At 71.6% G+C, this 12,482-nt stretch carries 11 protein-coding genes; 4 read left to right on the forward strand and 7 right to left on the reverse strand.

All coding sequences use genetic code 11. The features are described from left to right. Positions 1 to 3 precede the first annotated feature (3 nt). Complete coding sequence (locus BXA03_RS21165; protein WP_076511174.1) at positions 4 to 804, reverse strand: SDR family oxidoreductase; 801 nt, start codon at positions 802 to 804, stop codon at positions 4 to 6. A 224-nt stretch (positions 805 to 1,028) separates the two neighbouring features. After that, on the reverse strand, positions 1,029 to 1,820 hold the full coding sequence (locus BXA03_RS21170) for a YecA/YgfB family protein (RefSeq protein ID WP_076511175.1): 792 nt from the start codon (positions 1,818 to 1,820) through the stop codon (positions 1,029 to 1,031). Between the two features lie 105 nt (positions 1,821 to 1,925). Between BXA03_RS21170 and BXA03_RS21175 the strand changes: the two genes are divergently transcribed. Then, the gene (locus tag BXA03_RS21175) at positions 1,926 to 2,807 is read left to right on the forward strand and encodes a BUD32 family EKC/KEOPS complex subunit (RefSeq protein ID WP_200803416.1); all 882 of its coding nucleotides are present in this window, start codon (positions 1,926 to 1,928) and stop codon (positions 2,805 to 2,807) included. Between the two features lie 63 nt (positions 2,808 to 2,870). Beyond that, entirely contained in the window at positions 2,871 to 3,599 is a 729-nt protein-coding gene (locus BXA03_RS21180) for a TetR/AcrR family transcriptional regulator (protein WP_143476405.1), read from the forward strand. A 160-nt stretch (positions 3,600 to 3,759) separates the two neighbouring features. Here BXA03_RS21180 and BXA03_RS21185 read toward each other — a convergent pair whose 3' ends face one another. From BXA03_RS21185 to BXA03_RS21205, 5 genes are all read right to left on the reverse strand, one after another. Continuing rightward, positions 3,760 to 4,965 (reverse strand): ABC transporter substrate-binding protein, encoded by a 1,206-nt coding sequence (locus BXA03_RS21185; RefSeq protein ID WP_076511177.1) that lies wholly within the window; start codon positions 4,963 to 4,965, stop codon positions 3,760 to 3,762. Between the two features lie 97 nt (positions 4,966 to 5,062). Further along, positions 5,063 to 6,091, reverse strand: coding sequence for an aromatic ring-hydroxylating dioxygenase subunit alpha (locus tag BXA03_RS21190; protein WP_076511178.1), 1,029 nt, complete (start codon positions 6,089 to 6,091; stop codon positions 5,063 to 5,065). A gap of 197 nt (positions 6,092 to 6,288) precedes the next feature. Next, positions 6,289 to 6,852: a Crp/Fnr family transcriptional regulator gene (locus BXA03_RS21195; protein WP_076511179.1), complete on the reverse strand. Its 564-nt coding sequence runs from the start codon at positions 6,850 to 6,852 to the stop codon at positions 6,289 to 6,291. Beyond that, complete coding sequence (gene pdeM / locus BXA03_RS21200) at positions 6,840 to 7,568, reverse strand: ligase-associated DNA damage response endonuclease PdeM (RefSeq protein ID WP_143476406.1); 729 nt, start codon at positions 7,566 to 7,568, stop codon at positions 6,840 to 6,842. The genes BXA03_RS21195 and pdeM overlap by 13 nt, the downstream gene beginning before the upstream one ends. Positions 7,569 to 7,668: 100 nt before the next feature. Then, positions 7,669 to 10,386: a ligase-associated DNA damage response DEXH box helicase gene (locus BXA03_RS21205; RefSeq protein WP_083716228.1), complete on the reverse strand. Its 2,718-nt coding sequence runs from the start codon at positions 10,384 to 10,386 to the stop codon at positions 7,669 to 7,671. 233 nt (positions 10,387 to 10,619) lie between these two features. On the opposite strand from BXA03_RS21205, the gene BXA03_RS21210 reads away from it, so the two are divergent. Beyond that, positions 10,620 to 11,591 (forward strand): Bug family tripartite tricarboxylate transporter substrate binding protein, encoded by a 972-nt coding sequence (locus tag BXA03_RS21210; protein WP_076511181.1) that lies wholly within the window; start codon positions 10,620 to 10,622, stop codon positions 11,589 to 11,591. A 100-nt stretch (positions 11,592 to 11,691) separates the two neighbouring features. Then, positions 11,692 to 12,477, forward strand: coding sequence for a GntR family transcriptional regulator (locus tag BXA03_RS21215; RefSeq protein ID WP_076511182.1), 786 nt, complete (start codon positions 11,692 to 11,694; stop codon positions 12,475 to 12,477). Positions 12,478 to 12,482: the final 5 nt, after the last annotated feature.

Raw genomic sequence — 12,482 nt, forward strand, 5'->3', positions numbered from 1 at the left:
GGCCTACACCACGATGGGCGTGGCCGCGCCATCCATCGCCAGCACCGCGCCCGTCACATAGCTGGCCCGCGCCGAAGCTAGAAAGAGCACCGCGTCCGCCACCTCGCGCGCCTCAGCGATGCGGCCCAGCGGCAGTTTGGCACTGGACTGGGCCAGCGCCTCCTCGGGCGTGATGCCCTGCTGGGCCGCCTGGGCCTTCAGGCCTTCCTGCAGGCGTTCTGTGGCCGTGAGGCCGGGGTTCACCACGTTCACCCGCACGCCCTTGCCGGCATAGGCATTGGCCAGGCCCACGCTGGCGAGCATGAGCGCCGCGTTGGCCGAGCCGCCCGGCAGGTGGATGGGGCTGGCCACCTTGCCGCCCGCGCCCACCACGTTGACGATGGCCCCGCCGCCGCGCGCGGCCATGCGCTTGATGAGCGGGTCCATCATGTGGATGTAGGTGAAGTACTTGGCCTGCATGGCTGCCTGCCAGTGGGCGGCCTCCAGCTGGTCGGCGGGCGTGCGGCGCGCCGCGCCCGCCGAGTTGACCAGTACGTCGACCGGGCCGTGCGATTGCTCGATGCGGTCCAGTACCGCGATGGCGGCCTGCGGGTCGCTCAGGTCGGCCGCGAAGGTGGCGACCATGCGCGCCGCGTCGGCCCGGGCGTCGGCCAGCGCCAGCGCCGCGTCGACCAGCCCCGCCTCGTGGCGGGCCACCAGGCTGACGCGCGCGCCCTCCTGCAGAAAGCCCCGGGCGCAGGCCAGGCCGATGCCCTTGCTGCCCCCGGTGATCAAGACATGTTTGCCGGCAAGTTCGAGGTCCATGCCCGCATCCTGCGCATCGCGGGCTGGCTGTCAAACGACGGCCGTCAATGTCCCTGCCGGTTGCTGCGGTGTCACTTCACTGTCGTTGCACTTGCCGTTCACAGCCGGCGTCCGCGGAGCAGGCCATGCGCGGGCACCCGCGGAACCGGCTTCGCCGGGCCGCCGGGTGCGCCCCCTTGAGGGGGGAGGCGGCTACACGAAGTGAGCAAGCAACGGGGGTGGACTCAACCACCGTGGCACTTCTTGTACTTCTTGCCGCTGCCGCAGGGGCAGGGGTCGTTGCGGCCGGGCTCGTCGGCGCGGCGCACGGCCTGCACGCGCGGGCCCAGGCTGCGCCACAGCTGGCGCAGGTCGTACACCGCCCAGATGGCCTCGCCGAAATCGTCCAGCCGCTGCTGGCTGACGGTGGGCGGGCCGTCCTCGGCGTACATCGACAGCGCGGGCGGCTGGGTGTCGTCCTGGGCCAGGGTCTCGATGCAGTCCAGGCCATCGGCCAGCATCTCGGCCACCTCCTTGTCGCGCGGCGCGGCCCAGTCCTCGGACCAGTGCTCCACCGCGGCCAGGAAGCCCAGGGCCCAGACCTGGGCGAAGGACGGCAGTTCGCCTTCCGGCGCCTCGCCGCGCTCCTCGGGCGGCAGGGCGGCGATGGCGCCGCGCAAGTCCAGGCACTCGGGCTGGAAGCAGCGATCGTCGTCCAGCGACTGCACATCGGCCGCGTCGAGGGCGGTCTGCATCTCGTGCCAGCGGCGCTTCCAGCGCCAGACGAATTCCATGTGCTGGGCCGGGGAGAAGTCGGGGCCGAAGAGCGCGGGCCAGTATTCGCTGGGCTCGATGACGCGGCGGGTGCACACCAGTGCGGCCATGAAGCCGTCGCAGAACTCCCACTGGGGGATGTCCTCGTCGTGCTCGCGCATCGCGTCGAGCGCGTCGTCCAGGGCGTCGAAGTCTTCGGGCGTGAGGGGTGCGAGGGCGGCAGCGGTGCCGACTTCGGCCGGCTGGGGAGTGTCGGAAGTCATGAGAAAGGGTCTCGGGGAATGCCCCCTATGATGCAGCACACCGGGCCGCCCGCCGGTGCGCGCCTTCTGGCGGCCCTGCGGCCGGCCCGGCCGATCCCCGTTTTCATGGCAGCGCTCCGCCCTTCTTTCCGACGTTCCTCGTCCTCCTCCCCCCGCCGCGACGACGCCGCCGGCGGCGAGGCCCCGCCCCGGCGCGACCCCCACGACTTCCTGCGCGAGACGCTGCCGCGCCAGACACGCAGCGTGGGCGACCACCGGCTTGACGACCGGCGCGTCTGGCTCAAGAAGGCCGGCCCGCGCCATGGCCCGCTGCGCTACCGGCTGCTGTCGCTCATCGCCCGCACGCTGCGGCTGGAGGTGCTGACGCCCGTGCCCAACCCCGGCGGCACGGCCGCCATCGCCATCGAGGCGGCGCGCCTGCGCAGCCTGGCCGCGAGCGGCCTGCGCGTGCCGCAGGTGCTGGCCGAGCAGCCCGAGGGCCTGCTGATCAGCGACCTGGCCGGCACCGGCCGCAGCGCCGCCATGCTGATGGAGCGCCTGGAGCAGGCCGCCACCCAGGGCCCGGCCGTGCTGCTGGCCGCCTGGGCCCAGGGCCTGGAGGCCATCGCCCGGGTGCATGCCCGCGGCCAGTACCTGAGCCAAGCCTTCGCCCGCAACATGGTGCTGTGCCCCGATGGCGAGATCGGCTTCATCGACTTCGAGGACGACCCCGGCGCCACGCTGCCCACCGACCAGTGCCAGGCACGCGACTGGCTGAGCTACCTGCACTCCACCGGCGCATTGATCCTCGCCGCCAGCCCGCAGGCTGCTGCGACGCACTGGCAGGCGGCGATGGATGCGGCCGAGCCCGGCGTGCGCGAGCGCGTGGCCGAGGCGGCCCGCCGCATGCGCTGGCTGCGGCACCTGCCCCAAGGCCGCCGCTGGGGCCGCGATACGCAGCGGGTGCGCGCCGCGGCGGTGCTGCTGGGGCGCTGGCATGCGGCCTGACGAGGCGCCTGCGCGAGAATCTTTCCCCGCCTGCCACACGTGCCCTGCAGGGCCCGGGTCACCGTGACCGAGAAGACAACTGCCTCCGCCCCCAAGAAGACCCCGCGCAGCCGCCGCGCCACGCCGGCCGCGGACGCAGTCCCGCCGCCCGCCGCGGGCGGCCCCACACGGCGCGTGAGCGCCCGGGTGCCCGAGGAACAGATCGAGCACCGCATCCTGGCCGCCGCCGTCGCCGAGTTCGCCGAGCACGGTTTTGCCGGTGCGCGCATCGAGCGCATCAGCAAGCAGGCCGGCACGGTGGACCGGATGCTGTACTACTACTACGGCAACAAGGAGCGGCTCTACCAGGCGGTGCTGGAGAAGCTCTATGCCGAGATGATCGGCGCGCAGCGCGACTTCGTGCTGCCGCCCGACCCGGTGGCCGGCATGCGCCAGCTGATCGAGCATGCCTGGGACCACTACGCGGCCAACCCCGACCTGGTGCGGGTGATCATGAACGAGAACCTGCTGCGCGGCCGGCACATCCGCCAGTCGCAGCAGGTGGGGCGCACGTCCTTCCCGCTGGTGGAGACGGTGGCCGAGATCCTCTCGGCCGGCCAGGCCCAGGGCGTGTTCCGCCGCGACGTGAAGGCCGAGCATGTGCTCATGAGCATCATGTCGCTCGGCTTCTTCTACATCTCCAACCAGTACACCTGCTCGGCCTGGATGGGCGTGGACCTGATGAGCCGCCCGCGCCGCAGCGCCTGGCGCGCGCACATCTGCGAGGTAGTGCTGCGCAGCATTGAGGCGTGAACACCCCCCATGCCGCTTCGCGGCTCCCCCCTCTCTGTCGCCTTCGGCTCGGGAGGGGGGCGCACCCCGAGGCCTGGCAAAGCCAGTTCCTCGGGCGCCCGCGCATGGCCTGCTCCGCGGCCATTTGATCGTTACTGCTGCGCCGGTTTCAAGGCGCGCCTCAGTTCCGTAATTTACGGATCACTTCATCCGGCGGCGCCAGCTTGCTGCCGTCGATGTAGGTGCCCGCGGGCATCACGCCCTTGCCGTCCTTGACCGCCGTGCGGCCCACGTAGATGCCCATCGTGGACTGGTTGTCCTGCGGGCGGAAGGTGGCCGGGCCGAAGGGCGTGGAGAAGTTCAGGCCCTTGAAGGCGGCGATCAGCTTCTCGGTGTCGGTGCCGCCGGCCTTCTGGATGCCGGCCGCCAGGGCCTTCACGGTGGCATAGCCCACCACAGCGTTCAGGCGCGGGTAGTCGCCGTACTTCTTCTGGTAGGCCGCATAGAAGGCGCGGTGCTCGGGCGTGTCGATGGCGGTGTAGGGATAGCCGGTGACGATCCAGCCCTCGGGCGCGTCGTCCTTGAGCGGGTCCAGGTACTCGGGCTCGCCGGTCAGCAGGCTCACCACCTCGCGGCCCTGGAACAGCCCGCGCGTCTTGCCCTCGCGCGCCAGCTTGGTGAGGTCGCTGCCGAACATCACGTTGAAGATGGCATCAGGCTTGGCGTCGGCGATGGCCTGCACCACCGCGCCGGCGTCGATCTTGCCCAGCGGCGGCGCCTGCTCGGCCACGAACTCCACGTCGGGCTGCAGCTTCTTGAGCTGCTCCTTGAAGGCAGCCGTCGCGGCCTGGCCGTACTCGTAGTTGGGATAGATGAGCGCCCAGCGCTTCTTGCCCAGCTTGGCGGCCTCGGCCACCACCGACGTGGCGAGGGCATAGGTCCCGGAGCGCAGACGATAGGTATAGCGGTTGCCGTTCTCCCACACCACCTTGTCGCTCAAGGGGCCGGAGGCGAGGAAGAACACCTTCTTCTGCCGCGCGAAGTCGGCCAGCGCCACGCCCACGTGCGACAGCGTGACGCCGGAGAGGAGGTCGATCTTCTCGCGGGCGATCAGCTCCTCGGCCATGCGCACGGCATCGCCGGGGTTGGCGTTGTCGTCGCGAAAAAGCGTCTCCAGCTTGCGCCCGCCGAGCACGCCGCCGGCCGCGTTGATCTCTTCCTGCGCCAGCAGCCAACCGTTGCGGTAGGGCACCAGGTTCTGCGGCAGGGCCTTGTAGCTGTTGATCTCGCCGATGCGGATCGGCTCCTGCGCGGCGGCAGGCAGCGCGGTGGCAACGACAGCCAGCAGGCCGACGGTCAGGGCATGGCGCCAGGGCTTGGGGATCATCGCGGGTCCTCGTGGGTGGGGTGATGGGACGGAGACGGGAGACAACAAGGGAGAAGGCCGGCGCAGCACCCGTCGGCGCCGCGTGGGCGGCACCCGGTCAGGCCGATTCGGCCTCGACCATTTCCTGCACGATGCGGCGCATCTTGATGGCCGAGGCGTCCAGGCCGAGCTGCACGCGCTGCCATTCGCGCGGCTTGTCCTCGTTGCGCTGGATGGCTTCGAGCACGGCCTTGTCCTCGTTGAAGGCCACGCGCAGGCCGGCGCGCAGGCGCTCGTCGGTGGCGGCGTCGGCGGGCGAGTTCTTCAGCAGCAGCCAGTGCTGCACGCAGCTGCGCGCGTCCACCGGCGTGATGAAGTGGCAGGCGAACATCTGGATGCAGTCGCCGCGCACGCCCTCGGGTGCGCCGGTGCCGGTGGCGGCGGAGCCGAAGTCGATCACGGCGATGCTGGGCGCGTGGTAGTGGTAGTAGTGCCAGCGGTCCACGTTGCCGCCGAAGTCCTTCAGGCCCTGGAAGATGGGAATGAGCGGCCCGTCGATCACCCAGCGCCAGGTGACGACCTTGCGGCCCTCGCGCTGGTGCTGCACGCGCGTCTCTTCACGGCCGGTGCTGCCCAGCGTGGTGGGATGCACATAGACCACGTGCGTGGGGTCGCACAGGTTGTCGGCCAGGCTCAGGTAGTTGGCGGCCACGGGCAGCGCGTCGCCCTCGATCACGCTGTAGGCCGGGTCGTCGTACTCGGGCAGATGGAAGACCTGCGCCGCATCGGCCAGGGCCGCGTCGCCCATCCACACCCAGACCATGCCCATGCTCGTCGCCGTGGGATAGCTGCGCACCTGCGCATTGGCGGGCGCACGCTGCATGCCGGGCGCGAGCGTGCAGCGGCCGCTGCAGTCGAAGGCCAGGCCGTGGTAGCCGCATTCCACCGAATCGCCGCGCAGCCGGCCCAGCGACAGCGGCGCCAAGCGGTGCGGGCAGGCGTCGTCCAGCGCGGCCACCTCGCCGGTGCTGGTGCGAAAGACCACCAGGTCCTCGCCCAGCACGCGCCGCTTGGCCAGCGACTGGCCGATGTCGCGGGCCCAGCCGAGCGGGTACCAGGCGTTGCGGGGATAGGGCGTGCTGCTCATCGTGCGTCGACTCCGTGGGATGTTTGACCCACATCAGCATACGGCGTGCCAGCTCTGGAGTAAGTGTTTTCTTCACTTAATGGAGTGTTCACTCCATTTTGGACAAGGCATGGGCGGTGACGGTGCGTCGTGCGCACTGCCGCTGGGCATGACGGGGAAGTGCCGGGGCCGCGCAGGCCGCCGGCTTGCGGGCCGCCTCAGGCGTCCTTGCGCGCCTGTGCCGCCAGCAGCCGCTTGTTGACGGCGTGCACCGCACCCAGCTCGGCCTGCATGGCGCGGCTGATCTGCGACAGGGTGCGCAGGCGGCGGTTGCTCTCGCGCAGGCGCTCGGCCAGCGCGCGGGAGATCGACAGCATCAGCCGCGCGGCGACGGCCGGCTGCACCTCCACCAGGCCGCGCAGGGCGACCCGGGTGAGCACGGCCAGCTTGAGGTCGGTCAGCGCCGTGCAGGTGGCCGAGCGCGGCGAGCCGTCGATCAGCCCCATCTCGCCGAAGAGCTGGCCGGCGTCGATGACCGAGATCACCACCTCGTCGCCGTCGCCCACGCCCGTGCCCTCGGCCCGCACCTGGCCTTCGAGCACCAGCGCCATGTAGTCGACGTCGTCGGTCTGCCCCTCGGTCATGATGACTGTGCCGGCCTTGACGGCCATGGGCCGCATGGCGTCGACGATGATCCGCGCGTCGTGGATGTCCAGCTCGGCCACGATGGACGAGCGGGTGAGCATCAATGCCGCTTCCTCGCGCAGGTTCACCGAGGCCATGCGCGTTCCCCTTCCTGCTCGCGGTCGGCCGCCACGGCCGGCAGCATCCAGACCCGGCCGCCGCCCACGGCATGCAGCCGCCGCTGCGGCAGCCGCGGCAGCAGCAGGCCGCCGGTGAATTCGCCGAAGGCCGGCAGGATGGCCAGGCCCGGTTCGCTGACGAAGCAGGGCAGCCGCAGGCTGTCGCGGCCCGCGCCCTGCAGCGCACAGGCCGGATGCAGGTGGCCCGCCAGCACGAAGCGTCCGGCCTGCGTCTGTGGATGGTGGCAGCAGGCGAAGGGGCCCAGGGCGAAGGGCTCGTCGGCCAGCGCGATGCACAGCTCCGCCGGCGGATCGCCGGCGCGGTCGTCGTGGTTGCCGCGCACCAGGGTCATGGCCACCTGCGGATGGCGGGCGCGCCAGTCGGCCAGCGCCTGCATGACCTGGGGCGTGCGGGCCTGCGGCGCATGCAGGAAGTCGCCCAGGAAGACCACGGCGCGCGCGCTCTGGCGGTGGATCAGCGAGTCGAGGCGCGCCAGGTTCTCCTGCGTCGTGCCGCCCGGCACCGGCTGGCCCAGCGCGCGGAAGGTGGCCGCCTTGCCGATGTGCAGGTCGGCGATGAAGAGGGTGTGCGCCGCCGGCCACCACAGGGCGCGCTCGGGCAGCAGGTGAAGACGCTCGCCGGCCCAGAGCACTTCATGGACGGCGGGGAAATCGGAAGCAGGCAGCAAGGGCATGGGCGCGAGAACGATGACGTCAGTTTACGTTTCGCAACTGTTCAGAAAGCTGAACGGCGGCGTAAGGCCCATCCACCGGCCGGGCTTGCGGCGCCCCCCGTCACAACGGCGGCAGCGGCTTCGACGGCTTGCGCGGGCGGCGGGCACGGCGCGGCGCTGGCGCCCCGTCCTCGCTGCCCTTGACCGGCTTGTCCGGCGGCTGCTCCTGGCCGAAGGCCAGGGTGCGCCGCACGTCCTGCGCGTCGCCCACGGGAATGTCGCCGCCTGCGGCCTCTTCCAGCTGCGCCACCATGCGGGCGATGCGGTCGGCCACGCTCTCGTTGCTGAGCTTCTCGCGGAAGCGCTCGACCATCAGCGGAAAGGCGAAGGGCGTGGGCCGCTTGGGCTGCACCAGTTCGAGCCGCTGGCCGGCGATGCGCAGCAGGCTTTCGCGCAGGCGGGCGATGTCCAACTCCTGCGCCAGCAGCTCGGTCTCGGCCTGGGCCAGCAGGCGGTTGGCGGGGTCGTACTTGCGCAGGACCTCCCAGAACAATGAAGACGAGGCCTGCAGCTGCCGGCTGCTGCGCTTCTCGCCCGGGTAACCCTGGAAGATCAGGCCGGAGACCCGCGCGATCTCGCGGAAGCGCCGCTGCGCCAGCTCGCTGGCGTTGAGGCTGGCCAACACCTCGTGCAGCAGCGCGCCCTCGTCGTCGTGCGCGGCCAGGGCCTCCTGCGCGGACGCGTCGTGGCCGGCGCGCAGCACCTCGGGCAGCAGCTGCGGCCAATCGACCTCGGTGGCGCACAGCAGCTCGAAGCCGTAGTCGTTGACCGCGATGGAGAAGGTGCGCGGCGCATGCTGCGCCACCCGCCAGGCCAGCAGGCTGGCCAGCCCCAGGTGCACATGCCGGCCGGCAAAGGGATAGAGGAACAGGTGCCAGCCCTCGCGCGTGCGCAGCGCCTCGGCCACCAGCGTCTCGGGCGTGGGCAGGCGCGACCAGGCCTGCTGGATCTCCAGCAGTGGGCGCACGGCCTGCAGCTCGGGCGAGTCGTAGCGGCCCTCGGCGGCCAGCGCCAGCTGCTGCACCGTGGCATCGGCCAGCGTGGTGGACAGCGGCATGCGCCCGCCGTTCCAGCGCGGCACGGCCGGGCGCTGGCCGCTCGCGCGGCGCACCCAGGCGGTCATCTCGCGGATGCGCACCAGCTCCAGCATCCGGCCACCGAAGAGGAAGCAGTCGCCGGGCTTCATGCGGGCGACAAAGCTTTCTTCCACCGTGCCGATGCGCGCGCCGCCGACGAACTGCACGCTCATGCTGGCGTCGCTGACGATGGTGCCGATGTTGCTGCGGTGCCGCCGGGCCAGCCGCGCGTCCGGCACGCGCCACACGCCTTCGGCATCGGGCACCACGCGGTGGTAGTCGGGGTAGGCGGCGAGCGACGGGCCGCCCTGGCGCACGAAGTCGAGGCACCACTGCCAGCTGGCCGGCGACAGGTGCGCATAGGCGGCCGTGCGCCGCACCTCGTCGTAGAGGGCCTCGGGTGTGAAGCCGCCGCCCAGCGCCACCGTCACCAGGTGCTGCACCAGCACGTCCAGCGGCTCGCGCGGCGTGTGGCGCGACTCGATGTGGCCGGCCGCGATGGCGTCGCGCGCGGCGGCGCCTTCGACCAGCTCCAGGCTGTGGGTGGGCACGATGCTCACGCGCGAGGGCCGGCCCGGCGCATGGCCCGAGCGGCCGGCGCGCTGCAGCAGCCGCGCCACGCCCTTGGGCGAGCCGATCTGCAGCACGCGCTCGACCGGCAGAAAGTCCACGCCCAGGTCCAGGCTGGAGGTGCAGACCACCGCCTTGAGCTGGCCACTTTTGAGGCCCAGTTCCACCCACTCGCGCACTGCGCGGTCGAGCGAGCCGTGGTGCAGCGCGATCAGCCCCGCCCAGTCGGGCCGGGCCTCCAGCAGCGCCTGGTACCAGATCTCGGACTGCGAGCGGGTGTTGGTGAAGACCAGCGTGCTCGGGCTGGCGTCGACCTCCTGCACCACCTGCGGCAGCATCGCCAGGCCCAGGTGGCCGCCCCAGGGAAAGCGGTCGGTGCGGCCCGGCAGCAGGGTGTCGACCACCAGCGTCTTGGGCACCTGGCCCTGCACCAGGACGCCGGCCTCCCCAGGCCCCAGCAGCGCGCCCATGGCCTCGTGCAGATTGCCCAGGGTGGCGGACATGGCCCACGCCATGAGCCCCGCATTCCAGCCGCGCAGGCGGGCCAGCGCCAGCTGCACCTGCACGCCGCGCTTGTTGCCCAGCAGCTCGTGCCATTCGTCCACCACCACCAGGCGCAGGTGGCGCAGGCGCTCCTGCGCGTCGGCGCGGGCCAGCATCAGCGACAGGCTCTCGGGCGTGGTGACCAGCAAAGTGGGCAGACGCTGGTTCTGCGCGCTGCGCTCGGAAGATGACGTATCGCCGCTGCGTGCGCCGGCCGCCCAATGCGGTGCGGCGAGGGGCAGCGGCTCGGACAGGGCGCGCAGCGAATCGGCGGCCAGGGCGCGCATCGGCGTGATCCACAGCACCGTGAGCGGCGGTGGCGCGGTGCCTTTGGTTGCGGCGTCGGCCGTCGGCGGCTCGCCCGCCAGCGCCTGCAGGGCGCCCAGCCACACCGCATACGTCTTGCCCGCGCCGGTGGTCGCATGAAGCAGGCCGGAGCGGCCGGCCGCGATGGCGGCCCACACCTCGCGCTGGAAGGCGAAGGGCTGCCAGCCGCGGGCGTCGAACCAGTGCTGGACGGCGGCTTCGACGGGCCGTGCAGGCACATCGTTCGAAGGGGCGGCGGGCGATCGGGCAGGCCGGCGAGGCATGGGGCGATTACAGCAAAGGCCGCCGCGCCGGGGTGCAGGCCGAGAGGCCGTGATGGAAGCCAGAGGCAAAGCCCATGCGCCTCGGCCTGGACCCGGCGCCGTCCTGGTGCCGGGAGACGACGCCGCCCGTCTCTGCGCGGCAGTCAGTGGCTCCATAGATAGGACCAGTTGGTCCCATTGAACGCCCCCGCCCCGCTGCCTAGCATGCCCCCCAATCACAAGGAGACAGCCCGATGACATTCCCGCGCACCCGCCGCGCCGCGCTGGCCGCGCTGCTGGCCGCCACCGCCGTCCTGCCGGGCCTTGCGCTCGCGCAGGAAGGCAGACCTCTCACCATCGTCGTGGGCAGCCCGGCCGGCGGCACCACCGACACCCTGGCCCGCATCATCGGCCGCATGATGAGCGAGAGCCTGGGCCGGCCGGTGGTGGTCGAGAACCGGGCGGGCGCCGGCGGCAACATCGCCGCCGCCTATGTGGCCAAGGCGCCGCCCGACGGCAGCACGCTGCTGATGAGCTTCACCGGCCACACCATCAACGCCACGCTCTACAAGAACCTGGGCTTCGACCCGGTCAAGGACTTCACTCCCATCACCATGGTGGCGCGCGTGCCCAGCGTGCTGATCGCCCGCAAGGGCGTGCCCTTCAACGACCTGGCGGGGCTCATCGCGTTCGCGAAGAAGAACCCGGGCAAGCTCAACTTCGCCATCGGCGCGCAGGGCTCCTCGCTGCACCTGGCCAGCGAGCAGTTCAAGATGATGACGGGCACCGACATCGTCAACGTGCCCTACAAGGGCACCAACCCGGCACTGGCGGACGTGCTGGCCGGCACGGTCGACCTGATGTTCGCCAGCGCCGTCAATGTGCTGCCGCATGCCAAGGGCGGCGCCATCCAGCTGCTGGGCGTGAGCACGCGCGAGCCACTGGCGCAGTTCCCGGGCGTGCCGCCCATCGGCCGCACCGTCAAGGGCTTCGAGTCGCAGGCCTGGTTCGGCCTGTTCGGCCCGGCGCGGATGCCGCAGGACGTGACGGACAAGCTCTACGCCGCCGTCAAGGCCGCCATCGATTCGCCGGCCTACCAGGAGCGCATGCAGACCGAGGCGGCCACCGCCGTGCACATGACGCCGCCGCAGTTCGGCCAGTTCGTGGCGCAGGACGTGCAGGATTGGGCGAAGATCATCAAGGCCTCGGGCGCGACCGTCGATTGATCCGTCCGCGCTTCGGCGGCAGTCCTTGCACCGCGGACAAGGACGACCGACGCCAGGGTCCGCCTTGCCCGGCGTCAACGGCCCTCCTACATTCGGCCGCATGCCTGCCGCCGAACCCTCCCTCCTGCCGCGCTTCCAGCAGGTGCGACTGCTGCTGCGCGAGCGCCTGAAATCCGGCCACTACGAACGGGGCCTGCCGCTGCCCGGAGAGCGCCAACTGGCCCGGGAATTCGGCGTCGCCCGCGTGACCGTGCGCACGGCGCTGGCCCGCCTGCAGGAAGAAGGGCTGGTGATGCGCATGCGCGGCAAGGGCACCCTGCCCACCGGCACGGGCGAGCCGCCGCGGCACCTGCCCCTGCGCGCCGGTTTGCTCGACAGCATCGTCAGCCTGGGCGAGCGCACGCGGGTGCAGGTGCTGGACCACGGCGTGGTGGAAGCGCCTTCGCACGCGGCCGAGGCGCTGGGCCTCGCGGCCGGCGCGCCGGTGCTGCGGGTGGTGCGCATCCGCAAGTTCAAGACGCAGCCTTTTCTGTACTCCGAAGTCTTCCTGCCGGCCGACCTGGCCACGGCGGTGCAGCGGCACACGCTGCAGGACATGCCCATGCTGGTCGCGCTGGAGCAGCATGGCGTGCAGGTCGATTCGGCGGAGCAGACCATGGGCGCCGCCCTGGCCGACCTGCAGGTGGCCCAGGCCCTGCGCATGCAGGCCGGCGAGCCGCTGCTGCGCATCGCGCGCGTGGTGTGCGATGCCGCGGGCCGGCCGGTGCAGTACCTCACCGGCCTGTACCACCCCGGCCGCTACGAGTACCACATGCGACTGTCGCGCGTGGGCGGGCCGACGCGGGTGTGGATCGAGAACAACCGGCCGCAGAACGGGCCGGGCTGAATAAA

The sequence above is a fragment of the Pseudacidovorax sp. RU35E genome, assembly GCF_900156165.1.
Lineage (GTDB): Bacteria > Pseudomonadota > Gammaproteobacteria > Burkholderiales > Burkholderiaceae_C > Xenophilus.

Excerpts from the sequence above, each read along its gene's own strand:
- BXA03_RS21170 (WP_076511175.1), bottom strand. The coding sequence starts at position 1,820 with ATGACTTCCGACACTCCCCAGCCGGCCGAAGTCGGCACCGCTGCCGCC.
- pdeM (WP_143476406.1), bottom strand. The coding sequence starts at position 7,568 with ATGCCCTTGCTGCCTGCTTCCGATTTCCCCGCCGTCCATGAAGTGCTC.
- BXA03_RS21215 (WP_076511182.1), top strand. The coding sequence starts at position 11,692 with ATGCCTGCCGCCGAACCCTCCCTCCTGCCGCGCTTCCAGCAGGTGCGA.
- BXA03_RS21210 (WP_076511181.1), top strand. The coding sequence starts at position 10,620 with ATGACATTCCCGCGCACCCGCCGCGCCGCGCTGGCCGCGCTGCTGGCC.
- BXA03_RS21190 (WP_076511178.1), bottom strand. The coding sequence starts at position 6,091 with ATGAGCAGCACGCCCTATCCCCGCAACGCCTGGTACCCGCTCGGCTGG.
- BXA03_RS21195 (WP_076511179.1), bottom strand. The coding sequence starts at position 6,852 with ATGGCCTCGGTGAACCTGCGCGAGGAAGCGGCATTGATGCTCACCCGC.
- BXA03_RS21175 (WP_200803416.1), top strand. The coding sequence starts at position 1,926 with ATGGCAGCGCTCCGCCCTTCTTTCCGACGTTCCTCGTCCTCCTCCCCC.
- BXA03_RS21165 (WP_076511174.1), bottom strand. The coding sequence starts at position 804 with ATGGACCTCGAACTTGCCGGCAAACATGTCTTGATCACCGGGGGCAGC.
- BXA03_RS21205 (WP_083716228.1), bottom strand. The coding sequence starts at position 10,386 with ATGCCTCGCCGGCCTGCCCGATCGCCCGCCGCCCCTTCGAACGATGTG.
- BXA03_RS21185 (WP_076511177.1), bottom strand. The coding sequence starts at position 4,965 with ATGATCCCCAAGCCCTGGCGCCATGCCCTGACCGTCGGCCTGCTGGCT.